34 protein-coding genes and 1 pseudogene are annotated in these 23,874 nt (G+C 51.8%); 19 read left to right on the plus strand and 16 right to left on the minus strand.

Annotation, left to right across the window (positions count from 1 at the left end; genetic code table 11):
• Window positions 1–170: 170 nt before the first annotated feature.
• From NWV12_RS08330 to NWV12_RS08340, 3 genes are all read left to right on the plus strand, one after another.
• Window positions 171–1,691 carry a cyclic diguanylate phosphodiesterase gene (locus NWV12_RS08330; protein ID WP_080973618.1) on the plus strand — a complete coding sequence of 507 codons (1,521 nt, stop codon included), beginning with the start codon at window positions 171–173 and terminating at the stop codon, window positions 1,689–1,691.
• Window positions 1,692–1,804: 113 nt separating this feature from the next.
• Window positions 1,805–3,289: a diguanylate cyclase gene (locus NWV12_RS08335; RefSeq protein WP_370642431.1), complete on the plus strand. Its 1,485-nt coding sequence runs from the start codon at window positions 1,805–1,807 to the stop codon at window positions 3,287–3,289.
• A 285-nt stretch (window positions 3,290–3,574) separates the two neighbouring features.
• Window positions 3,575–3,823 carry a GlsB/YeaQ/YmgE family stress response membrane protein gene (locus NWV12_RS08340; RefSeq protein WP_006174788.1) on the plus strand — a complete coding sequence of 83 codons (249 nt, stop codon included), beginning with the start codon at window positions 3,575–3,577 and terminating at the stop codon, window positions 3,821–3,823.
• A 130-nt stretch (window positions 3,824–3,953) separates the two neighbouring features.
• On the opposite strand, the gene NWV12_RS08345 is transcribed toward NWV12_RS08340, so the two are convergent.
• Together NWV12_RS08345 and NWV12_RS08350 are read right to left on the minus strand one after the other, a co-directional pair.
• Window positions 3,954–4,052 carry a YoaK family small membrane protein gene (locus tag NWV12_RS08345; RefSeq protein ID WP_029739841.1) on the minus strand — a complete coding sequence of 33 codons (99 nt, stop codon included), beginning with the start codon at window positions 4,050–4,052 and terminating at the stop codon, window positions 3,954–3,956.
• Window positions 4,053–4,097: 45 nt separating this feature from the next.
• Window positions 4,098–5,126 carry a sensor domain-containing diguanylate cyclase gene (locus tag NWV12_RS08350; protein ID WP_047061889.1) on the minus strand — a complete coding sequence of 343 codons (1,029 nt, stop codon included), beginning with the start codon at window positions 5,124–5,126 and terminating at the stop codon, window positions 4,098–4,100.
• A gap of 310 nt (window positions 5,127–5,436) precedes the next feature.
• Between NWV12_RS08350 and NWV12_RS08355 the strand changes: the two genes are divergently transcribed.
• Both NWV12_RS08355 and NWV12_RS08360 read left to right on the plus strand, forming a co-directional pair.
• Window positions 5,437–5,691: a DUF333 domain-containing protein gene (locus tag NWV12_RS08355; protein WP_048979419.1), complete on the plus strand. Its 255-nt coding sequence runs from the start codon at window positions 5,437–5,439 to the stop codon at window positions 5,689–5,691.
• Between the two features lie 80 nt (window positions 5,692–5,771).
• A complete protein-coding gene (locus tag NWV12_RS08360) occupies window positions 5,772–6,077 on the plus strand; it encodes a periplasmic protein (protein WP_048979421.1) in 306 nt (101 codons plus the stop codon).
• Here NWV12_RS08360 and NWV12_RS08365 read toward each other — a convergent pair whose 3' ends face one another.
• Complete coding sequence (locus tag NWV12_RS08365; protein WP_048979422.1) at window positions 6,078–6,422, minus strand: DUF488 domain-containing protein; 345 nt, start codon at window positions 6,420–6,422, stop codon at window positions 6,078–6,080.
• A gap of 101 nt (window positions 6,423–6,523) precedes the next feature.
• Here NWV12_RS08365 and NWV12_RS08370 point away from each other — a divergent pair, with 101 nt between their 5' ends.
• Window positions 6,524–7,231, plus strand: a complete 708-nt coding sequence (locus NWV12_RS08370) for a CTP synthase (RefSeq protein ID WP_033145239.1) — start codon at window positions 6,524–6,526, stop codon at window positions 7,229–7,231.
• A gap of 32 nt (window positions 7,232–7,263) precedes the next feature.
• Here the strand turns inward: NWV12_RS08370 and NWV12_RS08375 are convergent, their stop codons facing one another.
• Window positions 7,264–8,451: a CynX/NimT family MFS transporter gene (locus NWV12_RS08375; protein WP_048979423.1), complete on the minus strand. Its 1,188-nt coding sequence runs from the start codon at window positions 8,449–8,451 to the stop codon at window positions 7,264–7,266.
• 99 nt (window positions 8,452–8,550) lie between these two features.
• Here NWV12_RS08375 and NWV12_RS08380 point away from each other — a divergent pair, with 99 nt between their 5' ends.
• Complete coding sequence (locus tag NWV12_RS08380) at window positions 8,551–9,342, plus strand: helix-turn-helix transcriptional regulator (RefSeq protein ID WP_047061599.1); 792 nt, start codon at window positions 8,551–8,553, stop codon at window positions 9,340–9,342.
• Here NWV12_RS08380 and NWV12_RS08385 read toward each other — a convergent pair.
• On the minus strand, window positions 9,326–9,772 hold the full coding sequence (locus NWV12_RS08385) for a DUF441 domain-containing protein (RefSeq protein WP_024908579.1): 447 nt from the start codon (window positions 9,770–9,772) through the stop codon (window positions 9,326–9,328). The two genes, NWV12_RS08380 and NWV12_RS08385, sit on opposite strands and share 17 nt — an antisense overlap.
• Window positions 9,773–9,917: 145 nt before the next feature.
• Here NWV12_RS08385 and yoaI point away from each other — a divergent pair, with 145 nt between their 5' ends.
• Window positions 9,918–10,022, plus strand: coding sequence for a small membrane protein YoaI (gene yoaI / locus NWV12_RS08390; protein ID WP_087822389.1), 105 nt, complete (start codon window positions 9,918–9,920; stop codon window positions 10,020–10,022).
• A 21-nt stretch (window positions 10,023–10,043) separates the two neighbouring features.
• On the opposite strand, the gene NWV12_RS08395 is transcribed toward yoaI, so the two are convergent.
• The 10 genes and pseudogenes from NWV12_RS08395 to NWV12_RS08440 form a co-directional block, all read right to left on the minus strand.
• Window positions 10,044–10,544, minus strand: a complete 501-nt coding sequence (locus tag NWV12_RS08395) for a YbaK/prolyl-tRNA synthetase associated domain-containing protein (RefSeq protein WP_033145243.1) — start codon at window positions 10,542–10,544, stop codon at window positions 10,044–10,046.
• Between the two features lie 262 nt (window positions 10,545–10,806).
• Entirely contained in the window at window positions 10,807–11,949 is a 1,143-nt protein-coding gene (locus NWV12_RS08400; protein ID WP_101744474.1) for a phage integrase Arm DNA-binding domain-containing protein, read from the minus strand.
• Complete coding sequence (locus NWV12_RS08405; protein ID WP_008500733.1) at window positions 11,924–12,187, minus strand: excisionase; 264 nt, start codon at window positions 12,185–12,187, stop codon at window positions 11,924–11,926. The genes NWV12_RS08400 and NWV12_RS08405 overlap by 26 nt, the downstream gene beginning before the upstream one ends.
• Window positions 12,188–12,219: 32 nt before the next feature.
• Window positions 12,220–12,489, minus strand: a complete 270-nt coding sequence (locus NWV12_RS08410) for a hypothetical protein (RefSeq protein WP_101744475.1) — start codon at window positions 12,487–12,489, stop codon at window positions 12,220–12,222.
• On the minus strand, window positions 12,489–13,433 hold the full coding sequence (locus NWV12_RS08415) for a hypothetical protein (protein ID WP_375379094.1): 945 nt from the start codon (window positions 13,431–13,433) through the stop codon (window positions 12,489–12,491). Before NWV12_RS08415 ends, NWV12_RS08410 begins: the two co-directional genes overlap by 1 nt.
• Before the next feature lie 220 nt (window positions 13,434–13,653).
• Window positions 13,654–14,085 (minus strand): annotated as a pseudogene (locus NWV12_RS08420) (ead/Ea22-like family protein); the annotation flags it as partial.
• Between the two features lie 136 nt (window positions 14,086–14,221).
• Window positions 14,222–14,692 (minus strand): hypothetical protein, encoded by a 471-nt coding sequence (locus NWV12_RS08425; protein WP_101744479.1) that lies wholly within the window; start codon window positions 14,690–14,692, stop codon window positions 14,222–14,224.
• The gene (locus tag NWV12_RS08430; RefSeq protein ID WP_101744480.1) at window positions 14,689–15,516 is read right to left on the minus strand and encodes a chromosome partitioning protein ParB; all 828 of its coding nucleotides are present in this window, start codon (window positions 15,514–15,516) and stop codon (window positions 14,689–14,691) included. The genes NWV12_RS08425 and NWV12_RS08430 overlap by 4 nt, the downstream gene beginning before the upstream one ends.
• Window positions 15,516–15,875: a hypothetical protein gene (locus NWV12_RS08435; RefSeq protein WP_101744481.1), complete on the minus strand. Its 360-nt coding sequence runs from the start codon at window positions 15,873–15,875 to the stop codon at window positions 15,516–15,518. Before NWV12_RS08435 ends, NWV12_RS08430 begins: the two co-directional genes overlap by 1 nt.
• A 1,051-nt stretch (window positions 15,876–16,926) precedes the next feature.
• The gene (locus NWV12_RS08440) at window positions 16,927–17,646 is read right to left on the minus strand and encodes a LexA family transcriptional regulator (protein ID WP_032624446.1); all 720 of its coding nucleotides are present in this window, start codon (window positions 17,644–17,646) and stop codon (window positions 16,927–16,929) included.
• 98 nt (window positions 17,647–17,744) lie between these two features.
• On the opposite strand from NWV12_RS08440, the gene NWV12_RS08445 reads away from it, so the two are divergent.
• From NWV12_RS08445 to NWV12_RS08495, 11 genes are all read left to right on the plus strand, one after another.
• Complete coding sequence (locus tag NWV12_RS08445; protein ID WP_023337114.1) at window positions 17,745–17,963, plus strand: Cro/CI family transcriptional regulator; 219 nt, start codon at window positions 17,745–17,747, stop codon at window positions 17,961–17,963.
• 41 nt (window positions 17,964–18,004) lie between these two features.
• Window positions 18,005–18,475 (plus strand): YmfL family putative regulatory protein, encoded by a 471-nt coding sequence (locus NWV12_RS08450; protein WP_101744484.1) that lies wholly within the window; start codon window positions 18,005–18,007, stop codon window positions 18,473–18,475.
• 240 nt (window positions 18,476–18,715) lie between these two features.
• Complete coding sequence (locus tag NWV12_RS08455) at window positions 18,716–18,928, plus strand: DUF4222 domain-containing protein (protein WP_073961580.1); 213 nt, start codon at window positions 18,716–18,718, stop codon at window positions 18,926–18,928.
• Window positions 18,885–19,811, plus strand: coding sequence for a conserved phage C-terminal domain-containing protein (locus tag NWV12_RS08460; protein ID WP_101744485.1), 927 nt, complete (start codon window positions 18,885–18,887; stop codon window positions 19,809–19,811). The genes NWV12_RS08455 and NWV12_RS08460 overlap by 44 nt, the downstream gene beginning before the upstream one ends.
• Window positions 19,808–20,302 (plus strand): hypothetical protein, encoded by a 495-nt coding sequence (locus NWV12_RS08465; RefSeq protein WP_101744486.1) that lies wholly within the window; start codon window positions 19,808–19,810, stop codon window positions 20,300–20,302. The genes NWV12_RS08460 and NWV12_RS08465 overlap by 4 nt, the downstream gene beginning before the upstream one ends.
• A complete protein-coding gene (locus NWV12_RS08470; RefSeq protein WP_101744487.1) occupies window positions 20,302–20,961 on the plus strand; it encodes an MT-A70 family methyltransferase in 660 nt (219 codons plus the stop codon). The genes NWV12_RS08465 and NWV12_RS08470 overlap by 1 nt, the downstream gene beginning before the upstream one ends.
• Window positions 20,958–21,206 carry a hypothetical protein gene (locus tag NWV12_RS08475; RefSeq protein ID WP_101744488.1) on the plus strand — a complete coding sequence of 83 codons (249 nt, stop codon included), beginning with the start codon at window positions 20,958–20,960 and terminating at the stop codon, window positions 21,204–21,206. The genes NWV12_RS08470 and NWV12_RS08475 overlap by 4 nt, the downstream gene beginning before the upstream one ends.
• The gene (locus NWV12_RS08480; protein ID WP_101744489.1) at window positions 21,203–21,523 is read left to right on the plus strand and encodes a LexA family transcriptional regulator; all 321 of its coding nucleotides are present in this window, start codon (window positions 21,203–21,205) and stop codon (window positions 21,521–21,523) included. Before NWV12_RS08475 ends, NWV12_RS08480 begins: the two co-directional genes overlap by 4 nt.
• Complete coding sequence (locus NWV12_RS08485) at window positions 21,520–21,909, plus strand: RusA family crossover junction endodeoxyribonuclease (protein ID WP_016063600.1); 390 nt, start codon at window positions 21,520–21,522, stop codon at window positions 21,907–21,909. Before NWV12_RS08480 ends, NWV12_RS08485 begins: the two co-directional genes overlap by 4 nt.
• Window positions 21,906–22,895, plus strand: coding sequence for a DUF968 domain-containing protein (locus NWV12_RS08490; RefSeq protein WP_101744490.1), 990 nt, complete (start codon window positions 21,906–21,908; stop codon window positions 22,893–22,895). The genes NWV12_RS08485 and NWV12_RS08490 overlap by 4 nt, the downstream gene beginning before the upstream one ends.
• Before the next feature lie 14 nt (window positions 22,896–22,909).
• Window positions 22,910–23,272: an antiterminator Q family protein gene (locus NWV12_RS08495; RefSeq protein WP_101744707.1), complete on the plus strand. Its 363-nt coding sequence runs from the start codon at window positions 22,910–22,912 to the stop codon at window positions 23,270–23,272.
• Between the two features lie 19 nt (window positions 23,273–23,291).
• Here NWV12_RS08495 and NWV12_RS08500 read toward each other — a convergent pair whose 3' ends face one another.
• The gene (locus NWV12_RS08500; RefSeq protein WP_158641724.1) at window positions 23,292–23,705 is read right to left on the minus strand and encodes a hypothetical protein; all 414 of its coding nucleotides are present in this window, start codon (window positions 23,703–23,705) and stop codon (window positions 23,292–23,294) included.
• Between the last annotated feature and the right edge of the window lie 169 nt (window positions 23,706–23,874).

Raw genomic sequence — 23,874 nt, forward strand, 5'->3', positions numbered from 1 at the left:
CTGATAGTCACGTCATGTGAGTAAATGCCGGCAGGTGAACTCATACGAAAGTATCAGTTTTTTAAGACAATTCTCAGCTAAGCTATTTTCATTGTTATAAGCAATACCGGGTTAGCACAGGCTCTTCTACCAGAACATCCATGCTTGTTTTTTCTAATAAGGAAAACATCGTGCGCAACGTGATGATCCCTATTCTTAGCGCTCTGTTTCTTTTTCTGAGCGGCATTTTGATTATTAACTGGCAGCTATGGCAGATGGCGAAGCTGAGTAATAGTCATACCGCCACGGCGAGCACCCAAAAAATAGAAAACATTCTGGCTGAAGCCGTCAGTGCGGCCAGCACGGCAAAGCGCGTTGCGGCTCAAGGGTGTACCAGTAGCGGACAGCTGGCGCTGGGGACAGAGGCAGCGCTAAAACCGCATCTGCGCGCCATCATGATCGAGCTGCAGGGGAAAATCATCTGTACTTCCCTTCCCGGGAATGGCGTGTTGATTATTCATCCTGAGACGTTACCTGCCGAAAAATTGATGCTGTTACCCGGCAATCGACTGGTGAACGGCATTCCGGTGCTTATCTTCCAGATGCCCATCGCGGGAGGGCGCGTCATCGTCAGCATCAGTGACGCGCATTTGCAGGACGTCATTGCAAGCGCATCGAACAGCGTGGATCTGGCGCTGGTTGTCGGCGAAAGCATGCTTGTTCGCAACGGCGATGTGAGGGGCTGGAAAGCGGCCTCCTGGACGGGGTCACTTAGGGCATCAACGCAATTTCCCTTTAGCCTGGCCTGGCAACCTCCTGCCTTTTTCAGCCTGACGCGGCTTTTGCAACAGGGATGGAGCCTGATACTGCTTATTCTCGCGCTATCGGTGGCGGTAGGCATTTTGATCCGTCGATACAAAGGGAAAAGCACCTCATTTGAAGACGATTTGCGTAAAGCGATTTTGCAGGGGGAGATCGAGCCTTATTACCAGCCGATCGTGAACGGCGATACTGGCGGGCTGTACGGCGTTGAGGTCCTGGCAAGATGGAAGCATCCAAAGTCAGGCTTTATCCCGCCGGATGTCTTTATTCCGATTGCCGAACGTAGCGGGTTGATTATCCCGCTGACCAAAGGATTGATGGCGAAAGTGGTGACCCAGCTTAAGCCGCTTTTGCCTAAGCTACCGGACGGGTTTCATATCGGGGTGAACATCAGCGCCAGGCATATTAATGCGCCTTCATTCATCGGTGACTGTCGCGTTTTCGGGAACGGGTTTCAGGGTAAAGAGGTCAAACTGGTTCTCGAGGTGACCGAGCGTGAACCGCTGATCGATAATCCTCACCTCGTGGAGAACCTTAACATGCTGCATAACGCCGGCTTTGTTATTGCCCTGGATGATTTTGGTACGGGTTATTCCGGGCTGTCATGCCTTAATGCGCTGGCCATTGATTATATTAAAATTGATAAAAGCTTTGTGAACCGGGTTTCAGAGGAAAAGGACTCAACCATCTTGCTGGACTGCGTCATTGACCTGGCGAAAAAACTCTCATTGCGCATTGTCGCTGAAGGCGTAGAAACAAAAGAGCAACTGGAGTATCTCAACCGTAATGAGATAACCCTGTTACAGGGATATTATTTTGGTAAGCCCGTCTCCTATATCGATTTTATTAAGGTCATTTTATCTAAACCCAGGGAGACCGTTAGTTTGTAAAACGAAATAAAGACGAGCTTCTGTTGTATGCTTAAGTGCAATTCATTTTCCTCTTATCCCCAGCTTTGTTACAGTGACAAGAGTTGTCAGCCAGGGATGTCAGGCGTGATAAGGTGGAAAAGCTCGTGCATGTGAAAAATACTTTTTACACAACAACCATTACCGTCATCATTGTCTCATTGATCATCTCGCTGTCGCTTGCCGTCCAAATTGCCACGTCCAGACAGCAGTCAATTCAGCAAATTAATACCAGCGTTGCTAACCTGAGCCATACCCTTGATGTCTACACCGAGGGGATCATGCGCCAAAGCGAAATGTTAATTACTACCGTTTCCGACATAATCGAAATTTATGGCATGACGCCGCAACAGGCGACCAATATTCAGCGGATGATAAATAATCAGGATAATCTTCTTACCCAGATTAATAATGTGGTTGTTTACGACGCTCAGGGCGATATCTTTACCGCGCTGCATGAAACTTTTACAGGCCCACGCAAAGGATCGGACAGGTCATTTTTTATCTATCACAAGGAAAATAAAAATCAGCAGATTTTTATTGGTGAGCCCGTGGTAAGCAGAACCAATGGCAAATGGGTCATTACCATTAGTCGTCGCCTTGAAACCCACACCGGGGCATTTAACGGTGTCGTGGTGGTGACGCTGGGTATTGAGAATTTTCTCGCGCTTTACGGGCAGATTAATATTGGTCATCTGGGCGTCATTGGCTTAACGACACAATCCGGCGTGCTGCTGGTCCGTCACCCCTTTAAAAATACCTACGTCGGCACGATTTTTTCTGATTCACCCCTCTTCAGGAAATACCTAAAGGTACAAAATACCGGGATAGCCAGTTCCGTTTCGCGGTTTGATAAAATCGAACGCATTTACGCCTATGAGAAAAACCGACGCTACGGGCTGGTGACCACCGTGGCCGTCAGCATTGATGAAGCCCTCGCACCGTGGCGCAAGCAGGCTATTCAGCTGGCGCTGCTCATTTTCGTTTTCACTGCGATACTTATCGTCGCGTCATATTTCCTGTATTCCGACTTATCCAGAAAAACCAGAGATAATAAGGCGCTGAAGATTATCGCTTCCGAGGATGCGTTGACCGGGCTGTATAACCGTCGCATTTTTGATGAAAGAATCCTCTCGGAAATCGCGACTTGTGCCGCGCATGACGCAGCAATTTCGATACTGATTGTGGACGTGGACTACTTCAAAAAATACAACGATAACTACGGCCATCCGGAAGGGGACCGGTGTCTGACGCTGCTGGGAAACAGTCTCAGGGAGAGCCTTACCCGTGATAATCAGATTGTGGCGCGCTACGGCGGAGAGGAGTTTGCGCTGATATTGCCTGATACGGATATTCAGGAGGCGCTTCGACTGGCGCAGACGATCATTCGCAACGTGTTCTCCCTGCAAATCGCGCATGATTTTAGCCCCTTCGGGCGGGTGACGGTAAGCGTCGGGATTTCTACCGCGCGTGCGGTCGACATCGCGGGCAGCCAGCAGAATATTATTATTGCCGCTGACCAGGCGCTCTACCAGGCAAAACGCGCGGGACGTAACCGGTACGCGTTTGTTGGGGTATGAACAGAAAAAAAAGCCCACTCAGGAGTGGGCAAGAAATACTGGAAGCAATGTGAGCAATGTCGTACTAAATACCTGAGTGTTACGCTCAACTATTCAGTGTTGAGAAAGATAATCTTTCTCAACAAAAGATGCAACCCCACAGTTTATGCGGCTGGACCTTTTTGTTGATGAATAATTGCGCACTCTCTCATTGTGATGCCTATCACAAATTTCCTTTCTGAAATCCTGTGCTATTCTTTTTTGTGTCGTTGATTTAATGACAAAAACCATACAGAGAGGAAAGTTATGGGAATTTTATCCTGGATTATCTTTGGGCTTATTGCGGGTATTCTGGCGAAGTGGATCATGCCGGGCAAAGATGGCGGTGGGTTTATCGTCACCGTAATACTGGGTATTATCGGCGCGGTAGTCGGCGGCTGGATCAGTACGCTGTTCGGTTTTGGCAAAGTCGATGGCTTTAACTTCGGCAGTTTCGCTGTCGCGGTGATTGGTGCGCTGGTTGTTCTGTTTATCTACAGAAAAATCAAAAGCTAAGGCTTACAAGCGTTAAAAAAGGCTGCCAGATGGCGGCCTTTTTACGTAGTGGCGTTTACCACCAGCCAAGCTGCGTGCCGGCAAATGCCGCGATGGCAACGATCAGCATAACGAGGGTCGTTTTTCTCATTTATGCCCCAGGCGCCGCGTAACCACCGACAAAAAACCATGCTAAAAAAATCACCGCCGTTATAAAAATAACGACCGGGAAGAGGATCCCTATTCTCATATCATCACCTGTTTCGGTTTTTGTAACGCCGTAGAGTGTACGGGGTTAATCGATAGTGAGAAAGCGTGTTTTGCTTTTTCCTTTCTTATCCTGATACATCGCGACATCTGCGTCGCGTAATGCGCTGTCCGGATCGGTTATCTGAGGGTCCACTTCGATAACGCCGACGCTGGCTCCGGGGTAAATGAGGTTGACGCTACCCAGCCAGTATTCACCGGCAATACAGGCGCTGAGACGCGTTTTGAGCAGCGTGACCTGCGCGTTATCTCCTTCGCTGTGGGATGTGCTCAACGACGCCACCAGAAACTCATCGCCGCCCAGCCGGCCAATGATATCGTCCTGCTGTTTTTCTTCCGTCAGACGCTTGCCCACTTCAATCAGGAACTGGTCGCCAGCCTCGTGGCCGTAGCGATCGTTAATCAGCTTGAAATCATCCAGATCGATGAACGCGATGACGGTGTTACGTTTAAGGTGACGCGCCAGGGAAAACAGCGTGGTCAGATCTTCAAAAATGGCGCGACGGTTGGGTAAACCGGTAAGGGCATCCGTGTAAGAGTGCGCGATGAGGGCCGCGTTGGCTTCGCGAAGCTGGGTTACCAGCGACTCTTTCTGAATGGACTGGGCAATCAGACCGGCGAATAACTTCAGAACCTGTTCACCGCGCTCGCTAAGCGGCTTTCTGGCCGTGCTGGTGGCACAAAGCGTTCCGTAGAGTGAACCATCCGCAAGATGGACAGGAATACTCATGTAGGTCGTAATGCCGAGCGCTTTCGCCGCCTCGCACTCCGGCCAGCGTTCGGGAACGTCGTTGCTGAATACGGTGTCGCTATCCAGCGCGCGCTTGCACAGTGTTTCATCCCACGGGACGCTCAGCCCCTCAGGAATTGTCATCTGCTTGCTGTTGCGGGCGTAGAGGATATGCTGCAGTCGGGCTTCGATATCTACCTTGGTGAGGTAAGTCGACTCCATGTCAGTCACAATCTCCAGCATCTCCAGCAGCTGGCGAACGAGACCTTCAAGGGATTGTTCAGTGGCGAGGGTTTCTGAAACACGGGCAAGGATAATATCCGACATGACGTAGAATGACTCCCAGGCAGAAGACGTCTGCATCTGCATGTTATGCTGAATTTTTAGACTTCAGGCATAGTAAAACATGAATATAAAAAATTTAATATATGCAGGGAGAGGGCAGCAGCAGAGAAAAAAAGGCCCCGTTGTTGAGACCGGGGCAAAGACATCTTGATTACGGAATGATGTTCTCTGGTCATATCGAGAACATGCCACACTATAGTGTTGAAAAGTGCAGTTAAAATGGAGAAATCATGGAGAAAGGGGCGATGACCCGTTAACCTTAGATTGTCATGATGTCACAAGGATCAATGAGATGAGATTTCTGCTTCTGGCGCTGGCGCTTCCCATGGCTGCCTGCACCGCGAAAACAACCCCACCCGATGCGCCGAAACCACCGCACGCTATTGGTATGGCGAACCCGGCCTCCGTGTACTGCCTGGAGAAAGGCGGGGAACAGATCCCGGTTCAAAGCCCGCAGGGCGTACGCACGGAGTGCAAACTACCGGGGGGCGAAGTGATTGATGAATGGACGCTCTACCGTCGCGATCGTCCGCAACCCACCAGGTGACAGACGTATATTGCCTGCGATACACTTCTCTTTAGGATTATTCTTAGCCAGTCCCTGGCTATCGTTACCGTGAGAGAAGTATGTTTCAGCTTAAACCGGGCAGCATGGCGATGATCATCGGTGCCCGCACGGCGTCAGGCCGTCGAAATATTGGTAAATCTGTTGAGCTGTTTGGCCTGTGTCAGCCCGGCCTGCGTTTCGTTAACCCGGTCAACGGCGTGATGTCGCAATTACCCTCTGCCGCCGATCGCGCGCTTTGGCTGGTGACAGGTGATGTTTACGCCTTTGACAATCAGCACGGCTTTGCCTTTGTCCGCGCCGAACATCTGATGCCGCTCACCCCCGATGAAGCGCCGCAAATGCATGACGAGCTGGCGATCGGCTGATCAGAGATGGCGCAGCCAGTCGGCTAATACCAGGGCGTGATTTTGCTTCGTGTCTTTGGCAGCAAAGAGCAGGGTGACGGTCTGCCTGTTCGCCAGCGTCGCCAGACGCATTCCCTCGTCAGCATGCTGCGCCAGCTCTTCCCGATAGGCTTTGCTGAAGGCGGCGAAATCAACGGTTTCGCTATGAAAGGCCTTGCGTAATTCATTCGAGGGCGTGAGCGCTTTACACCATTCATCATACGCGAGGTCCGTTTTCTTGACCCCGCGCGGCCACAGCTTGTCTACCAGCACCCGATAGCCGTCGTCCGGACCAGCCTGCTCGTATACGCGTTTGCATTGAATCATAATTCCACCCTCCCAATTTAAGGTATTGTGATAATTGCAGAAGATCGGTAGTCTGAGGTTCCTTATGTTATCTGATAATACTCTGGCATAAGGAACCTTTCATGGAACACCTCCCGGTTAAAACGACGCTGCGCATTGCGCTGGTTGGCGATTACAATCCCAGTGTTATTGCGCATCAGGCGATCCCGCTGGCGATTGACGACGCCGCCGCAGTCCTTGACCTCACCGCCGATTACGACTGGCTTGCCACCACGGAGCTGACAAGCCCTGAAGATCTGGTGGGCTACGATGCCATCTGGCTGGTGCCTGCCAGCCCCTATAAAAACACCGAGGCCGCCTTTATCGCCGCGCGCTACGCGCGTGAAAACGGCGTACCGTTCCTGGGCACCTGCGGTGGATTCCAGCACGCGCTGATTGAGTATGCCCGCAATGTGTTGGGCTGGGCCGATGCGGCACATGCCGAGACGGATACAGAAGGCACCATGGTGATTGCGCCGCTGACCTGCTCGCTGGTGGAAAAAACCGATGCCATTGAGCTGCGCAAAAATACGCTGATCGCGAAAGCGTACGGCAAGCCGGAAATTGAAGAGGGCTATCACTGTAACTATGGCGTGTCGCCGGCGTTTGCACAGGCGCTGGAAAGCGGTGACATGCACGTTACGGGCTGGGACGAACAGGGGGAAATTCGCGCCGCAGAACTGGTCACGCACCCGTTCTTCGTGATCACCTTATTCCAGCATGAGCGTGCCGCGCTGGAAGGCCGTCCGGTCGTGCTGGTGCAGGCGATGCTGCGCGCGGCTCGCGGGTAGGAAAAGGCAGACCCGATGGTCTGCCACAGTCTCTAACGGGGCGCGATCTCCCGGTCTCGCCCGGCAAGCACGCCGCAGAGCGCCATTATCACGGCGGCCAGAGCGCAGCCCAGAAGCGGGATTTGCCAGTCTCCCGCGCTATCGTGAATTTTCCCCATCAGCGGAGGGCCGCAGGCGGCGAGCAGATAGCCAATCGACTGCGCCATGCCGGACAGCGCTGCAGCCTGGTGCGCGGAGCTGGCGCGCAGACCGATGAACGTCAGGCCGAGGATCATCGTTGCTCCGGAGCCAAAGCCAAACACCAGCGTCCACATCACCGCCATGTCAGGCATAAACCATAGCCCTGCCGCGCTTACCGCGCACATCAGCGCCACCGCGCCGGCGATCCCCCGCTGGTCTTTCAGACGGTGGAGGATCAGCGGAACGGCAAGCCCCGGCACGGCCGTGGCCAGCTGCAACAGCCCGTGCACCGAGCCGGCCTGCGCTTCGCTGTAGCCGTGGCTGAGCAATATCGCCGGCAGCCAGCCGATGATGACGTAGTAAATCAGCGAGTTAATCCCCAAAAAGAGCGTCACCTGCCAGGCGAGAGCCGAGCGCCAGATGGCACGATTATGCAGCGCGCCAGCGCCCGTTACCGTCGCAACGTGTTTCTGGCGCCACTGCGGCAGCCAGAGCAGCAGCGCGACCAGCGGAAACGTCATTAGCATCAGCAGCGCGCCATGCCAGCCTGCGCTACCCTGCGCCAGGGGGACAATCATCGCTGAGCCAAACGCCGCCGAGACGCCCATCGTCAGGGAATAGGCCCCGGTGAGTCGGGCTACCTGGCCCGGGAAGTCACGCTTAATTAATCCGGGTAACAGCACGTTCCCGAGCGCAATTCCGCAGCCGATGACCGCGGTTCCGATGAAAAGCAGCGCGGCGGAAGGCAGCGAGCGAAGTGCAATTCCGGCGCAAATCAGCAGCAGGGCGACAAACAGGCTGCGCTCCATGCCGATACGTCGGGCAACGCCTGCGGCGAGCGGCGAGACAAGGGCGAAAGCCAGCAGGGGCAGGGTAGTCAGCAGACCGGTTTGCGCCGTGCTTAAGCCATAATCAAGACGAATAGTGTCGAGCAGCGGAGCTGCGCCGGTAAAGGTGACGCGAAGCGTAGTGGCAATCATCAGGATGCCTGCAATCAACAGCGCGCCGTGTTTTCCTGAGGTGCGAATAGCAGTAGTCATTATGTTCTCATACGTTCAAGCGAGCGCACACAATACCGATTTTCCCGGCGGTTTAAATCAGGCTAAAATGACAGTTTATCGCTAAAATCGGACAAACTGATGATTGGTCTGGGACTGGACGGCTATGATCCCGATAGCCAGCACGACGCGGCCGTCGCATTTCGCATCCGCGTGGTGGCGGAGGAACAGTATATTCCCCGGCATCATCACCGTAAGGGGCAGCTGATTCTGGCCCTCGGCGGCGCGATCACCTGCGAAGTGGAAAATGCCATGCTGATGGTTCCGCCCCAGTACGCCGTCTGGATCCCCGGCCAGATGCCGCACAGCAACAGGGCCACCCCGGGCGCGCAGCTCTGCTTTTTGTTCATTGAACCGGGGGCGGCAAGCTTGCCCGACCGCTGCTGCACCCTGAAAATCTCCCCTCTGGTGCGGGAGCTGATTTTATCCCTGGCGGAAAAATCGCGTGAACAACTCTCTCTTGCGGCCACGTCGCGCCTGGTAGACGTTCTGTTTGACGAGCTGCCGCTCCAGCGTCAGGAGCATCTGCAGCTGCCCGTCTCGCCCCATCCTAAAATTCGGCTGATGAGCGAGAAAATGGCGGAAGAGCCCGCCGCCTGGCAGACGCTGACGCAGTGGGCGAGCCACTTTGCCATGAGCGAACGCAACCTGGCGCGGCTGGTAGTGAAAGAGACCGGTTTAAGCTTTCGCCGCTGGCGTCACCAGCTGCAGCTGATCGTGGCGTTACAGCATTTGATCGGTGGGAAATCGGTACAGCAGGTGGCACAGACACTCGGCTACGACTCTACCACCGCGTTTATCACCATGTTCAGAAAGGGACTGGGCCAGACGCCGGCGCGTTATATGGCCAGCCTGACTACGACTTCCCGATAAACAGAGAGACAAGGCCAGCCGCAATCAGCGGCCCCACCGGAACGCCGCGAAAGAGCGCCACGCCCAGCACGGTGCCCACCAGTAGACCCGCCACCAGCGAGGGCTGGCTGCTCATCAGCGTAACGCCGCGCCCGCCCAGCCACGAAACAAAAATCCCCACCGCGATCGCCACCAGCGATTTCCAGTTTACAAACGAGTGCAGCAGGGTTGAGGCGGGAAGCGTGCCGCTGGCGATGGGCGCCATTACCCCGATGGTTAAAATGATGATCCCGATGGTGAGGCCCTGTTTTTCTATCCACGGGAAGAAGGTATTTAACGGGGTCACGCGAACAATAATCAGCACCAGAATCGAGATGGCGACGGTGGTGTTATGGCTGACAAAGCCGAGCGCGGCGAGTGCCAGAAGAATGAGCAGAGTAGGGTCAAACATAGGGAATCCTTGCCAAAATAATCAACTTGCTTACTGTACGCGCAAACGCGGCGGAGGACAGTTTTAAAAAGATTATATTGCTGTCATAACCTTGTCATTTACGCGGATTAAAACGAAGGCAGATATCGCAAAAGGGGTCGCCATCATGAACGATCACATGTTTGTTGAAACGCTGATCATCTCCTCATCGTTTTTCGCTATTGCCATTATTCTCGTCGCCTCCGTGCTGTTTCTGGAAAGAAAAGGCTGACAGGGGCGTCAGCCATCGCGGTTACGCTTTGTGGAAGGTCACCAGCTCAGGACGGGCGATGCGCAGGTAATCCTGGGTATCCATAATCACGGATTTCTCCAGTAAACCGGCGTTAAAGGCGATTTCGTCAAAGCGCTCGAACAGCAGCGGGTCGGCAACCAGTGCCAAATCAGGATGGAAGCTAAAGGGCGGGATAGCGCCGAAAACGCAGGCGGTCAGGGTATCGACCTCGGCCGGGCTGGCGAGGGAGGCCTTCAGCCCGCCAAAATGGCTGGCAAGCTGGCCCAGGTCGGCCTGCAGATCGGCGGCGAGGATCGCCAGAACGTGTTTTTTTACGCCGTTGCCCTTCACCTTGCAGACCAGGGCTTTGGCGCCTTGCCGCAGATCGGTCCCGCGAATTTCACTTACCGCTTCACATTTCCCGACCGCCGCATGCTCCATAACGCGAAACCGCGCGCCCTGCTCGGTGAGTAAGGTAATCAGCTGCTGGTGGGTTCCTGCCCCAATAACGTCGTCAGTCATAACGATTTCCCGGTGATAATCCATTTTGCAGGGTTCTACATTAGCACGGGATGAACGAGGTCGAAAGAAAACAGCCAGCGGGTTCGCTGGCTGTTGGATTATGCGTTGCTGGTAGCAGATTGCTTGTGGAACAATTCGATGATTTTTATTTTATTGTTTAATAAGGTTAATTTTTCTTCCCCAAATTATCCCCAAAACAAATCCCCAAAACTCATATGAAGCCAGCTTATCATTTGGCACTTTCTAAAAGTTATCTGTCTCGCTAAATCACAAGTTTGTTCCATTCCAGGCCACGATCATCTCCATACATTGTGCTCATCGCTTCAGTTTTATGTCCAAGCAAAGTTTTGACATCAATACCCTGTGCTTTATAGGTTCTAGATGAAAGCGAACGCTGCTCATGAAATGGTGGTAGGGCAATGCAATCCTTTGGCCAGTCAATATTTGCTTTATCTCTCGCTTCTTTGAAATACTTAGATATTGTTTTTTCAGGAACGTGAGAACCAGCTTTACCGTAAGCATGATGTTTCACGTGGTGTATCAGAAACGGGCTCACAACTCTGTCTCGACACTTACTTATTACTTCTGCAAGCGTCATGCCGATAGCATCACACCGTAAATTTAAAGGAATAGCTAACTTCATTCCTGTTTTACTTTGGGTTATATGAAGATGATTATCCCATATATCACTAAACTTCATCGCCACTATGTCACCAATCCGTTGACCCGTCACCAAAGCCAATAGCATGGAATTCTGAGCGCATGGTGGCAATGTTCCCGCGCTTTCATAGATTAGCTTCCATTGTTCGATACTGAGCCTGCTTCGCTTGACCTTTGCTATCGGATTTTTAACTGCTAAAGCAGGATTGTAGCCGGGTTCAACCTCACCAGCATGTTGAGCCTCTTTAAATACGTCGTTAAGCACGCTCCTAATCAGCTGACCCATTCGATGTTTACCTTCAGACTTATATTCATCAATAATTTTTGCGATTAACTTCGTGTCAACATCTTTTAGTCGAACGTTAGGAGCTCTGTCGGCTAGAACTTGAGCACATAACCTCCTGGATTTTACGGTCGGTTTTTTTATTTCTCCGTCACGCATCCTTTCCATCTGAATATCTACGTACCTTTTTATCCAGTCTGCGACTCGAATTCCTTTCTCTTTCTTATCTGTCTTCTTAATGGCCATATCGATAAGAGCGAAGGATTGACGTGTTTCCTGCTCAGATGTTATCCGATTTAACTCCGTAGCAGCAGCTTTGGCTGCCTCTTCATCTGTTCCAAAACCAACAAATGTTCCAGTGACAGGGTGGCGATATTGCCAGTAGATTTTTGATGTACGTTTATCCAACTTGCAATACAGGTTAGGTATTTTAACGTTATGCTTTCTGGGGCGAGCTGCCATTTATTGCTTTCTCCACTAACTGGCGAGCCTTGTCTGATAATGATGATGAAATATCAACATTGCTTACCATGCCAATAAAACGAGCGTCCTCATCTATAACCCAGCGGCGACCTTGCTTTAAAGCTGGTGGGAAAGTTTGCTTGGTCTTAGCTATCTTGTTTAGTGCTGAGTTGCTTAATGGATATTTGAACCCATTAGGACCCGACGCCCACTCATGTAGTGTTACTAACTGCCCCATAAGTTGCTCTCCACTTAACCGGCTGCACCCGGCTATCTCTTATAGAAAATGCAAGATGAGCAACCACCACGAAGCCCATCATTGCAGGTACGACATCTTTTTGTTTCGGTGTAATAGAGCTGGTGGACCATCTCCTTCGGCATGAGAACCGGCATCGGCACGCGGATAACCAACTTCTTGAGCCTGTCGATTTCCCCGGCCAGCTCCAGCAGTCGGTAGCGGCAATCCTCTGCCTCTTCTCGCCACCAGTTCACGTCTGCTTTAAGGCGGCGCAGGCGCCGCTGTTTGAGTTTGCTGGGCATTAGGCCTCCGGTTTGGGCGCTGCTGCAATCATGGCTGCCCAGCACAGCTTCGCCCGGTGCGCTGCCTGCTGACATCCGCTCATGGCGTCGTATGCTTCCCAGACCTCCGCATCGCTAAAGCTCTCATCTGGCTCTGATTCGAACCCATTAACGATCATGTCTTCCGTAGGCTCAACCGGCACCATAACCCAACCATCCGGAATCACCGGAGAGCTGAAAGGCTTTCTCTCTTTTACCCAGGTAACCAGTGCCTGAATATGCTTCTCACAGGTAGCAGCCAGCATTTCATCTGACTCTGGAGCTGCTATCCCAGCATTGCTGAGCGCCAGGCGCAGACCATCCGGCACCACCGGAGAGTTGCCATCGGCACCCTGAAGCATGGCGGCGCGGCAGGCGTTCCACATATCGGCTGCAATACAGCACGCATATTCATCAGGGTTAGCGGTCGGAAGAATGCCTTTGATGACCTCGTAATCCGGCTCAATGGCTGGAGGCACAAAAGCCGGAACTGGAGCGGAGTAAACCGGCATAACGTCGCTTTGCCCTTTGTTGCTCTCGTCAGTCAGCGACCAGAACAGCCTACCTGCCGGATGTTTGAAGATGTATGCTACTGGCTCAGATTCATGCACAGATACCGGCGCAGGCGGGGCTGTGTAAACAGGAATAAGCCCTTCGTCCGGATTGGCCCACATCCACTCTCTGCCCATGCGCTTGTTATCTGTATCGCCAGCACGGTAAACACTGAAATTATTGAAGGCAAACGGGTCCACGTACGCCACAGCCTCCGCTTCGAGCGATGCCAGTGCGATTTCAAACAGCGCCGAACATTGGTTTACGTGGACGCGGCCTTCGCCTGTTATCTTCGTGTTGCGGCAAAATTCAATCTGCTCTCGTGCCTTTGCAATTAACTGCTCTTTGGTGAATTCTCTGGTAATAGTGCTCATGGTTAGCCCTCAGTACACGAAGTCGCACGTAAATTCATGTCCGCACTCCGGGCATGCTGTTTCATAATCACGGGTTGCTACGGTGTCTGTTTCGCAAATCTGGATAGACGAGCAGCACTCGGAAAGCTCAGGTCGCAAATCAAAAACGTGTTTACACTGCGGGCATTCGGTATCGAGCGATAAACTCCACTCTGCGGTTGTATCAGCCATTTCACGCTCCTTTACCGGCTGCGGATTCAAGCTCATTGATGCGATTGCGGAGGGCCGCTATCTCCATCTCGGCAGCATCGGCGTAATGAACATTTGAATGCTCTTTAAGGTGTCCGCACGCCATCATGAAGCCACGGTGGTGCTCGCGGTTAGCTCTGCCTATCTCTTCTTCGATGCGGCGGTCTTTGGCTTCCAGCTCATCCAGCAGCGCCAGCACGGTGGCGGGGTTTGTCAGTTCATTGAATAAGACGCATATACTGATATCCTCCTGCGCTTCTGGTTTGACATCATCACCATCATCGTCAAATACTGATTCCATCAAAGCCAGTCGTGCTCGCGCATTTAATGCCTTCTCCGCCGCTTCACGTAATGCGCGTTTGTCGATGTTGCTCATTGGGCGGCCTCCGCTAAAACTTCTGCAATCAAGCGCTTTGCAATCCATTTTCTTAAATTGTGTCGTGACGGAAGGCGCTGGTATCTCCCACCTCGACCATTTCGTTGCCCGCGTTGAGCGTGCCAGCGCCGACGGACGCCACAACTAATGTTTGGTGGGAGTTCAGTGACATCAGCTTTCTTGCTCATGACTGCACTCCTTTGCGAAGCTGGGTAGCGCGATGGCTGGCTTGCCTGCGAACCAGTTCCCAACTTTTAGCCTCTGGGATTTCAGATGCTCCCTGGTTTGCAAACTTGACTAGCATGGTCTCAGCAACGCCAGCCAGGCTATCAAGCTCACTAGCCCGCACTTCAGCCAGGAAAGCGTCGTGATTTGGCGTTTCGCATTGCCACCACAGCAGGTGCATTTTCGGGCCCTCAAAAGCGCCGTCAGACTCATATCCGCGAAGCTCTTCAGACAGACAATCATTCATGGCTTTAACTGACTGCAATTCCGCAGCGAGCCCCGCATTCTCCGCAGCCAGCGCCGCGCATCTGGCTTCAGACTCAGCAAGCTTCTTGCGCAGACCACTCCCGCAATCGTGCGCACCACTGCGACCTCTCTCAAACGAAAATCCGCAGTCGCAATAAAAGACATTATTTTTTTCGGTAATCATGATGTTGCTCCATGACGCTGAGCGGCTATAGCTTTGTGCTCGTCGATAATTTCCACGACTTCTGCATGCACCAAACCTTCGAGAGAGATAACTCCTGTGTCGCTTATACCCGCCATGCTGATCAGCTCTACAAGGCGACGCGCTTTCTTAACGCTAATTTCCGGAGCTATAACGCTGCGGGTGACTTTCTTCTTACCTTTGGCAGCAGCAGAAGCTCTATCCTTCTGAAGAACCTCACCGGCCTTTTCGCCGAACTCTTTTACGCGGTCCACAGCTACATCTACTGACACGGTGCCGGACTTGACTTCCCGCTGTACGTCGTGGTTAGCAGTGCTTAGTAGCAGAAGTTTTTCAACAGTCGGCACAGATTTGTTGACCAGTTTTGCGATCTCGCTGGTGGACTGGTTGAAAGCGTTATAAAGCTCCTGAATAACAGCTGCCTGTTCCATATCTGAGAGCGGCAGCTGGTTGTTACTTGTCATGATGCGCGCCAGGCGCTGAACATCGTTACCGTTAAACGGCATGATGTGGATGCGGTCTACTGGCTTGCCAGCTTCAGCACAGCGTGCATAGCAGCGACGACGGCGGTGACCTTCAACAACCCACACGCCACCTTCATCACGGGCGATAACTTCCAGCGGTGGAACTGATCCACCGTTCATCAGGTAGTTGAAGAGGTCATCATCAGCCTGGCGTGTGCGCTCGTCGTCTTCACGCTTGTTGAAACCTTCGCGAACGTGGATATCCGAAAGAGCGATAAACATCCCGGTATCGGTGCGCTTAATTACACCGGCCTTGGTCATTTGCTTGAATGAGTTAGCCATCAGAGAGAAACCTCGTTATTCAGGGAAATGACGACACGAGGCAGCTCACGGAGTTCTCGCTGAGCTTCCAGCAGGTGCATGTTGGTAGACGTTTTGGTGTGGCGCTCTTCGATGCGGTCGCACTCTTTGGCCCAGTTGGCAACTTCCTCACGCAGGGTAGCGTTCTGCTCAGCCAGTTCCTTACGCTGCGCTAACGCTTCACACAGCGCAACGCTGGTAACATCGAGGCGTGTAGCCAGTTCGTTAACCATCCAGCCGTAAGCGGCAGGGAGGAGAGGGGCGGCCTTACGAGCTGCGTCAATAAGCTGCTCTCTGGTCATGCGTGGTTGTAACTCGGTGACGTTCTGTGTGTTCGTCATGGATAGTTTCTCCGTGTTATATGCGCTCTGCACAGCGCTGAATTCTTGGCCTTACAACTTAGAAGAGGCCGCCTTGGTCTTTGGGTGAGGTGCGTTTTCTCCGGGTAACTTCAGCTTTTGAAACCTGTTTATCTGCCCAGGCTTTCGCATGCCTCATCACATCATCGAAAATCGCGCCTTTCTTACTGGCTTGTGACATGCGCTTATATAAATCAATCGCTTGCCACGCCCCCCCCCTGAGCCACCGAAGAGGAAAAGCCTTGCTTAATAAGCTGTTCCCGCACGTTTTTCTCTATAAATTCGAGGTGGTTCATCGTTCCTCCAGTGGAAATATCCGCTGAATTTTGGTTGCACGAATCCCTCGCCAATCGGCGACAAAAAATAAAGGGGGTTCGTTTTAGTAAGCACCCAACCTGGGCACTTAGTGAAACGGGCGGCTGCCACCGCCAGTTAGCTTCTCCACAATTGGGAGCGCGTTCTCCTGAGTTGATTTAACGACTACGGCCTCTCAAGTTGAACGCTGAACGCGCTTTCAGTTGTGAAAATGGGCGGTCGACATTAAGGACATTCACAACTGCCGACCGCCAAGACTACACACAGCATCTGGTACAGCTACTACGGGTTACCACATCAAAAAGAGCACTACCGCGTTCTGCTGTTCCATCCTGGCTTTTGGTACATCAACGGCTGCGAGATGTTTTTTGCATGCCAGCGCTCTTTTGGTTATGGCCTCGTCTCTTCCGAGGTGTCACACCTGATCGCCACGCTGGTGAAACGTCTCTGGCTGTCGTACACAACTGGCTTGCACATTCCGGCTACCCGCTGGATCGGGATACTGTCTAAGGAATCCCCGGACCGCTGCGGCACATGTGCCATATACCGTACTGTTAACCTACCGATGGTCTTAAACATCATCACCCCGGCGCATAATGAGTATCACCAATAGTAATTAAATGGTCAACACCTGTAGTGATAAAAATATCACGTCTAGTGTTAACTTTATGATTAGTAAGATGAAAAAAGATGCAAAAAAAAGGAGCCGATTGGCTCCTTATTCGAAGATGGTTTCAGGCCATTGGGCCTTAACTACTTTGCCTATTATCCTGCAATTCTCATTACATTCAATGGCCTGATAGCGAGGGCTGGGGTTTAGAGGTTCGAGCCAGGGCTTCCCGTCTTCACGCACAAATTTTTTAAAAGTGACCTCTGAATCGTTGAATATACCAGCTACGCAAAAATCACCAGGCTCAACGTCCTGTTCTGGATCTATGAGTATGAGCATACCCTCAGGAAAGCTTGGCTTTACTCCCGGAGGAGCAGTCATTGAATGGCCTGATACCTCAAGCCAAAAGGCAGAATCACTGGCTTTAACAGTGGTTGAAACCCATTCCTTCGCGTCACGTTCTGTGTATGAATTAACTGGGCAAAATGAACCCGCTTGCACTTCGGTTAACAGCGGGTACTCATACACAGAGGATTGATTTCTTCCGTTCGCAATCGCCTCAAACATAGCTGAAATTTCAGCTGCAAGGGATGGGCTGAAATCATCGACTTTTACTCCGAGAATTTTAGCGAACTGTGCGGCATGAGTAGCGTTGATAGCGTTTGTGCCGTTCAGTAACTGCGCAACGCCACTTTGCCCCATCCCCATTTGTTCAGCCAAAGTCTCCTGTGAGAGCCCCAGCGCTTTTTTCTTGGACTCAAAGATAGCTTTCAGCCTGTTGGCATCGGCGATTTGTTCGGCGGTCAATGGTTTCTTTTTCATTCTCATAATTTATCACCGCACGGCATAATCACCAATCACCGCTAGTGTTGACATATTTATCACTAACAGTGATACTCCTTATGTGCAAACCACGAGGAAAACCAATGAAGATTATTCCGCTCTCTGAATATGTTTTGGAAAACGGTCAGGCCAAAACCGCTGAGGCTCTTGGGGTATACCAAAGCGCCATCAGTAAAGCCCTCAAGCGTAATCGCCGGGTAAATATCCTGGTAAACGAAGACGGGAAAATTGAAGCCGAGGAAGTTCGACCATTCCCTAACAAAAACAAACCTGTTGATCCTGACGTTGCAGTAACACCGTAACCCAGCAACCAGCTTTTCGTAACTACCAAAGGAAAAACAACATGGTAGAGCCAAGCCTGAAAGAAGTAGTGAAAACGATGTGCAAAGCGTACCCGGGTGGCCGTGAGGCTATGGCCGGTGCTCTCGGCATGTCAGTGACGCAGTTCAATAACAACCTTTACGAGAAGAACGGCTGCCGGTTCTTCGAAGTGAACGAGCTGGAAGCGATGGAAGACATTTCAAATACGTCTCTCCTGGCTGATTACTTCGCTCGTCGTCGCGGTGCACTGCTGGTGGACGTACCGCATCTGGAAGACCTGGACCGTGTCGACTTGTTTGATCGTGCTATGCGTACATCAGCTGCTCGCGGACGCGTCGATACCGTTATTCAGAAAGCACTGGAAGACGGAGTGATAGAACCCCATGAAGCGGACGAAATTAACGAGTATCACCGCCGTCACCTGGCAGCTCGTGAAGAAGAAATCCGCGCGATTGTCGCGCTGTTTAGCCGTAAGCAAAGCCAAAAAAAGTGACGCCCGCGAGTGTGCAGCTCCGGGCGTCTTGGCGTGTCGTATTCAGTGGAGAAACTAACGCATGAACAGTTTAAACCGATTGAGACCAGCGAAGCAATTCAGATGCCTTCCACTGGTTGGAAAAGACTCCCCATTCGGCTATGTGGAGAGATTAAACGACCAGGCTGGCGTGAACAACTACCAGCCTGAGAACGCGATGGTAGAGGCATTTGCTCAGATGAACGAGAAGGGGCGTGAGGAATGGCTGAAGTTAACCGGCGATTCAAAGATCACTACGGCGTCCCGGTCCGTGTCATCCGATGGGAGCCACAGACTCGACGCGTTATATACCTTCGCGAAGGGTACGATCATGAGTGCTTCAGCCCTCTTGAGCAATTCCAGCGTAAATTTACAGAGTTAAAGGACGACCATGAGCCTGTTGATGCCATCCCGGCCAATAGTGATAAACCCTGATCTTGCGTACAGCATTGGCCTGAACGAGGCCATTGCGTTGCAGCAGGTTAACTACTGGCTTAAAGAAACCACCTCCGGACTGGAGCGTGACGGCGTGCGCTGGATTTACAACACCAACGAGCAGTGGCTGGAGCAGTTCCCTTTCTGGTCTGAGTCTACGCTGAAGCGCACGTTTACCCGCCTGAAGAACCTCGGCGTGCTCAAAGTTGAGCAACTGAACAAGTCTCAGCGCGACATGACGAACTACTACACGATCAACTACGAAAGCGAACTTTTAGATGAGGTCAAAGTGACAAAATCGAAGAGTTCAAAATGCACTCTTCCATCAGGTCAAAATGAACCGATGGAAGAGGTCAAAGTGGAACGCTCCAACGGGTCAAAACGAACCGCTCTCATCAGGTCAAAATGCACTGATGTTCTTACAGAGAATACAACAGAGAATACTACAGATATTAAAAAACCTATTTGTCCGGTTGCGTCGCAACCAGACGGTGATGTGTTGATCACCGATCAGGCTAAACAGGTTTTAAACCATCTGAACCAGGTGACCAGTTCGCGTTATCAGGTTTCAACAACCTCCCTGCAAAACATTCGTGCCCGAATCGGGGAGGGCTACACCGTTGAAGAGTTATCGCTGGTGGTGGATTACTGCAACGCAAAGTGGAGTGAAGACCTCACGATGTCGGCTTACCTTCGCCCCCAGACTCTTTTCCAGCCAACCAAGTTCCCTGGCTACCTGAAGTCAGCTAACAGCTGGGCCAAAGCTGGGCGTCCACCTCGTATCAACGGTGAGTGGGCCCGAGAAGATGGCGTTTTCCGTTCCAGCTTCCAGAACACAGACTACAGCAAAGTCCCCAACGGTTTCAGAGGAGCGAACTCATGAGCTTTCTCAAAACAATCCAGCTGTTCGTGGCCAATAACCCCGGACTGACGAACAAGCAGATCGCCGCAGCACTGCCGGAGTACGCATTGCACAGTGTTCAGCGTGCGGTATGCCGCCTGGTCATGCTTAACCGCGCTGAGCGCAAAGGAGAACGTCACAACTTTCGTTACTACGCAAAAGCGCCGGAAGGTCCTATTGGTCCGATCATCCCACGGATGCCGGTTGAGAAAGGAGAAGTAATACCTGAGCCAAAGCAGGAAGCCGCACCGAACCCAGCTGTCATTGCGATGATGGACAAGGCTAAAGAGCTATCTGACAAGGGGCTTTATCTGCGTGCAGCTACCGTTCTGATGGAGGCATTCAATCGCTCAAAGAACGAAACCATGCGCGCCAAAATTCTCAAGGAGCGTAAGCGCTGCCTGAGTATGGTGCCGAGGGTTAAAACCACCGGCGATGGCTGGTGTCTGGCTGGCCGAGCGAGGAACGTCTGATGAAATATTCACTGATTTACGCTGACCCAGCCTGGGAATATGGCAACACCGTCAGCAATGGCGCTGCCACGAATCACTACGGCACGATGAAGCTTATCGACATGAAGCGTCTTCCGGTCTGGGACCTTGCTGCTGATGATGCTGTTCTGGCTATGTGGTTCACCGGCACGCACACCCGCGAGGCTATCGAACTGGCTGAAGCCTGGGGCTTTAAGGTCCGCACGATGAAGGGCTTTACGTGGGTGAAGTTCAACCAGCTGGCAGAGCAGCACATCAACAAAGTGCTTCAGGCTGGTGGAGTAGAGGACTTTTACGACTTCCTAGACCTGCTTAACGAGCAGACCCGCATGAACGGCGGAAACTACACCCGAGCCAATACGGAAGACCTGCTGATAGCCACCAGGGGAAATGGACTTGAACGCCAGTGCGCCAGCATTAAGCAGGTTATCTACAGCCCACTCGGTGAGCACAGCCAAAAACCTGCAGAGGCGCGTTTCCGTCTGGAGAAGCTCTATGGTGATGTCCCGCGAATCGAACTCTTCAGCCGTTGTGGCGCGCATGGCTGGGACCACTGGGGTAATCAGGCCGAATCATCTGCGGTTGAATTGATTCCCGGCGTTGCTGTTCCGGTCACAAATAACCGGGAGCATGCAGCATGATAAAACTATCAACCGAGCAGGATAACGCCGTTCGTGATGTTGCTCGTCAATGCAGCACCGCGCTTAAGAAAGCCATCACTGATAATCCATCAGCAGGTTGGAACTCAATAGCAACGCCGATCCTTAAGGAATATCACGAGAAGGTTAAGCCTATGGGGGTAAGCCTAATGATGTTCTACAGCATCATCGGGCGGCTTAACGGTCGCTTTGGCCGCTACAAGGGCCGTATTGGGGAGGACTCATGAACGAGTTAACGCCGCGTCAAAGTGAAGTGTATGAAGCTATTAAGGTTCACATTGAAAAGGTTGGCTTCCCACCAACTTTGATAGAGCTTGCTGAACTCATTGGTTGCTCATCGCAGAACGCTGCTGCTGAGCATGTGAAGGCGCTTAAGAAAAAGGGATACCTCTCCATTGCTCCTGGCGTTGCCAGGGGCATTACCGTCGTCAAAACTGAATGGGTTGCAGATCCGGTATCGATCGTTAGAGACCTTTTATCCGGTGGAGACAAGGCAAGAGATAACGCTGTTGAATGGCTGAAAAAACAGGGAGTGAGTTTATGAAACTGGTGCTCCCGTTCCCGCCTAGCGTAAACACCTACTGGCGAGCCCCGAACAAGGGGCCGTTAAAAGGCCGCCATCTTATCAGTGAGAAAGGCAGGGCATATCAGAGTGCGGCATGCGCAGCGATTATTGAGCAGCTGCGTTGCCTTCCAAAACCATCATCATCACCAGCTGCGGTGGAGATCCTTCTCTTTCCGCCGGATGCACGCCGCCGCGACATCGACAATTACAACAAGGCTCTGTTTGACGCACTTACTCACGCTGGTATCTGGGAGGATGATAGTCAGGTTCAGCGAATGCTGGTGGAGTGGGGCCCTAAAGTTCCGGGTGGCAGAGTTGAAATAGCGATCACTAAACATCAACCATCTGTAGGGGGAATAGGGTGAGAGCCATACTGACACCTGAAGTTGCGCCAATGTCCGGGGTGGTGCTGTTCCGGCCAGGAAATGAGTTGCTGTGGTTGTTTCGTCGCGGCAGGGTGGTTATTGAAACGCCATCTGAAGCTATCCAGCATCTGCCATCTGGGCTGATTCCTGAAGCTCACCAGCCACTGACAGATGATGTCAGCATGCAGGAGCTTTTCCTGAACGAGCGGGTTATTCATCGTGCTGGTGGGATTAGCAGTCTTGATGCCTGGCTGGAGCGTAAATTCGAATGTCAGTGGCCCCACAATGACTGGCATTCAAAGGACTTTACGGTAATGCGGCACACACCCGGAAGCATTCGCCTTTGTTGGGGATGTGATAACCAGTTACGTGAACAAACAACTGAAAGACTGGCAGGAATTGCCATGCAGAACCTGGTAAAATGGCTGCTCGAAAGGGTGAATATTATGCTGGGCTTTACTGCAGACCATACCCTGACGTTGCCGGAGTTCTGCTGGTGGATGGTACGTAACGATCTGGCCGAACTTATTCCTGAATCAGTGGCCAATAAAGCCCTCAGGATTAAGCCTGAATCGCACAGCTCAGTAATGCGGGAAAGTGACATTGTTCCTTCATTACCGGCGACTGAAATCCTCCAGGAGAAAGTTAAGAAGATAGTCTCGGTGAAGGTCGATCCTGAATCACCGGAATCTTTCATGCTGAAGCCAAAGCGCCGCCGCTGGGAGAACGATAAGTACACCCGCTGGGTTAAGTCGCAGAAGTGCAGTTGCTGCAATAACCCGGCAGACGACCCCCACCACCTGATAGGCCACGGGCAGGGTGGAATGGGTACCAAAGCGCATGACCTGTTTGTGATACCGCTGTGCAGAGCGCATCACGATGAGTTGCACGCTGATCCTGTGGCATTTGAAGCGAAGCACGGAGACCAGTTGGTGCTGCTGTTTCGGTTTTTAGATCGTGCGCTGGAAATCGGCGTATTAGCATGAATAGTGGAGAAAACATGCGTGACATTCAGATGGTTTTAGAGCGCTGGGGTGGTTGGGCTGCGAGTGATAGTTCCGGTGTTGATTACTCATCAATAGCCGCTGGTTTCAAAGGGCTTCTTCCCCCAACAAGCAAATCCCGCCTGTCATGTACTGATGACGATGCCCTAATTATCGAGGGCTGTTTAGCTCGGCTTCAAAAACGCAAGCCCTATGAACATTCGCTCTTGGTCGCACACTATCTCTATGGCATCTCAAAGCGGAAAATCGCTAAAGCAAGAAAAAAGGATGAGAAACTAATACGCATAGAGATCCAGATGGCAGAAGGATTTATAGACGGCTGCCTTAGTATGCTGGATGTTAAGCTGGAGATGGATTAAAAACAGCAGAGAAAGGCAATCAGGCGTTGCCTTTCTCTTCTTGAGCCGGGAGAGTTGGTATATTTGCTGTACTGTTTTTGCCAATGCTAATCATTAATTCTACAGTCATTTCCCTTGCACGAAGTAGCTTTTCCCTAAACTCCGGGGTTGTATGAACTGAAGCTAATTGAGAGTCTATTGTTGCAAGATCTCGAAGGTACTGCTTCCTTTTTGCAGCATCTTCTGGAGATTCTAAACCGTGACGTGCGATCACCCAACACATTAGATATGTTAAAACTGCAGATAACAAAGGAATGAAAAGGTAGAGTAACTTTGCAGTATCTGATTTTGTATCAGGTACAAAATAGGCCACTAAACCGGATAAAATGATGCCAATCCCTCCGGTAGATAGAGTAGAAGTAACGGGGCCGGAGGATTTTTTGTCTTCTGACATTTACTTAACACCATCCTTGGTTGCTTCTTCTATCAACTGAACGATTGTTTTGCCTTTTGCTTTTGGCATAGTAATTGTTACCGAGCGTTCAGTCTTTGTGACTTTATCTAGGTAAACAATTTCAAATCTGCGGACAGGGAAAAGCCTCCGCCACACTAGTGCAGATGCA

Origin of the sequence: Enterobacter sp. Crenshaw, from assembly GCF_024734705.1 — a bacterium.
GTDB classification, from domain to species: Bacteria; Pseudomonadota; Gammaproteobacteria; order Enterobacterales; family Enterobacteriaceae; genus Enterobacter; species Enterobacter asburiae_B.

Bases quoted from the DNA above. Each gene is read 5' to 3' on its own strand.
- NWV12_RS08470 (WP_101744487.1), top strand. From the start codon at position 20,302: ATGAAATATTCACTGATTTACGCTGACCCAGCCTGGGAATATGGCAAC.
- NWV12_RS08345 (WP_029739841.1), bottom strand. From the start codon at position 4,052: ATGAGAATAGGGATCCTCTTCCCGGTCGTTATTTTTATAACGGCGGTG.
- NWV12_RS08405 (WP_008500733.1), bottom strand. From the start codon at position 12,187: ATGGGGCAGTTAGTAACACTACATGAGTGGGCGTCGGGTCCTAATGGG.
- NWV12_RS08445 (WP_023337114.1), top strand. From the start codon at position 17,745: ATGAAGATTATTCCGCTCTCTGAATATGTTTTGGAAAACGGTCAGGCC.
- NWV12_RS08495 (WP_101744707.1), top strand. From the start codon at position 22,910: ATGCGTGACATTCAGATGGTTTTAGAGCGCTGGGGTGGTTGGGCTGCG.
- NWV12_RS08400 (WP_101744474.1), bottom strand. From the start codon at position 11,949: ATGGCAGCTCGCCCCAGAAAGCATAACGTTAAAATACCTAACCTGTAT.
- NWV12_RS08460 (WP_101744485.1), top strand. From the start codon at position 18,885: ATGAGCCTGTTGATGCCATCCCGGCCAATAGTGATAAACCCTGATCTT.
- NWV12_RS08500 (WP_158641724.1), bottom strand. From the start codon at position 23,705: ATGTCAGAAGACAAAAAATCCTCCGGCCCCGTTACTTCTACTCTATCT.
- NWV12_RS08410 (WP_101744475.1), bottom strand. From the start codon at position 12,489: ATGCCCAGCAAACTCAAACAGCGGCGCCTGCGCCGCCTTAAAGCAGAC.
- NWV12_RS08385 (WP_024908579.1), bottom strand. From the start codon at position 9,772: ATGTTTGACCCTACTCTGCTCATTCTTCTGGCACTCGCCGCGCTCGGC.
- NWV12_RS08340 (WP_006174788.1), top strand. From the start codon at position 3,575: ATGGGAATTTTATCCTGGATTATCTTTGGGCTTATTGCGGGTATTCTG.
- NWV12_RS08450 (WP_101744484.1), top strand. From the start codon at position 18,005: ATGGTAGAGCCAAGCCTGAAAGAAGTAGTGAAAACGATGTGCAAAGCG.
- NWV12_RS08480 (WP_101744489.1), top strand. From the start codon at position 21,203: ATGAACGAGTTAACGCCGCGTCAAAGTGAAGTGTATGAAGCTATTAAG.
- NWV12_RS08375 (WP_048979423.1), bottom strand. From the start codon at position 8,451: ATGACTACTGCTATTCGCACCTCAGGAAAACACGGCGCGCTGTTGATT.
- NWV12_RS08355 (WP_048979419.1), top strand. From the start codon at position 5,437: ATGAGATTTCTGCTTCTGGCGCTGGCGCTTCCCATGGCTGCCTGCACC.
- NWV12_RS08380 (WP_047061599.1), top strand. From the start codon at position 8,551: ATGATTGGTCTGGGACTGGACGGCTATGATCCCGATAGCCAGCACGAC.
- NWV12_RS08465 (WP_101744486.1), top strand. From the start codon at position 19,808: ATGAGCTTTCTCAAAACAATCCAGCTGTTCGTGGCCAATAACCCCGGA.
- NWV12_RS08440 (WP_032624446.1), bottom strand. From the start codon at position 17,646: ATGAGAATGAAAAAGAAACCATTGACCGCCGAACAAATCGCCGATGCC.
- NWV12_RS08430 (WP_101744480.1), bottom strand. From the start codon at position 15,516: ATGGCTAACTCATTCAAGCAAATGACCAAGGCCGGTGTAATTAAGCGC.
- NWV12_RS08435 (WP_101744481.1), bottom strand. From the start codon at position 15,875: ATGACGAACACACAGAACGTCACCGAGTTACAACCACGCATGACCAGA.
- yoaI (WP_087822389.1), top strand. From the start codon at position 9,918: ATGAACGATCACATGTTTGTTGAAACGCTGATCATCTCCTCATCGTTT.
- NWV12_RS08350 (WP_047061889.1), bottom strand. From the start codon at position 5,126: ATGTCGGATATTATCCTTGCCCGTGTTTCAGAAACCCTCGCCACTGAA.
- NWV12_RS08455 (WP_073961580.1), top strand. From the start codon at position 18,716: ATGGCTGAAGTTAACCGGCGATTCAAAGATCACTACGGCGTCCCGGTC.
- NWV12_RS08365 (WP_048979422.1), bottom strand. From the start codon at position 6,422: ATGATTCAATGCAAACGCGTATACGAGCAGGCTGGTCCGGACGACGGC.
- NWV12_RS08360 (WP_048979421.1), top strand. From the start codon at position 5,772: ATGTTTCAGCTTAAACCGGGCAGCATGGCGATGATCATCGGTGCCCGC.
- NWV12_RS08370 (WP_033145239.1), top strand. From the start codon at position 6,524: ATGGAACACCTCCCGGTTAAAACGACGCTGCGCATTGCGCTGGTTGGC.
- NWV12_RS08425 (WP_101744479.1), bottom strand. From the start codon at position 14,692: ATGATTACCGAAAAAAATAATGTCTTTTATTGCGACTGCGGATTTTCG.
- NWV12_RS08395 (WP_033145243.1), bottom strand. From the start codon at position 10,544: ATGACTGACGACGTTATTGGGGCAGGAACCCACCAGCAGCTGATTACC.
- NWV12_RS08485 (WP_016063600.1), top strand. From the start codon at position 21,520: ATGAAACTGGTGCTCCCGTTCCCGCCTAGCGTAAACACCTACTGGCGA.
- NWV12_RS08475 (WP_101744488.1), top strand. From the start codon at position 20,958: ATGATAAAACTATCAACCGAGCAGGATAACGCCGTTCGTGATGTTGCT.
- NWV12_RS08415 (WP_375379094.1), bottom strand. From the start codon at position 13,433: ATGAGCACTATTACCAGAGAATTCACCAAAGAGCAGTTAATTGCAAAG.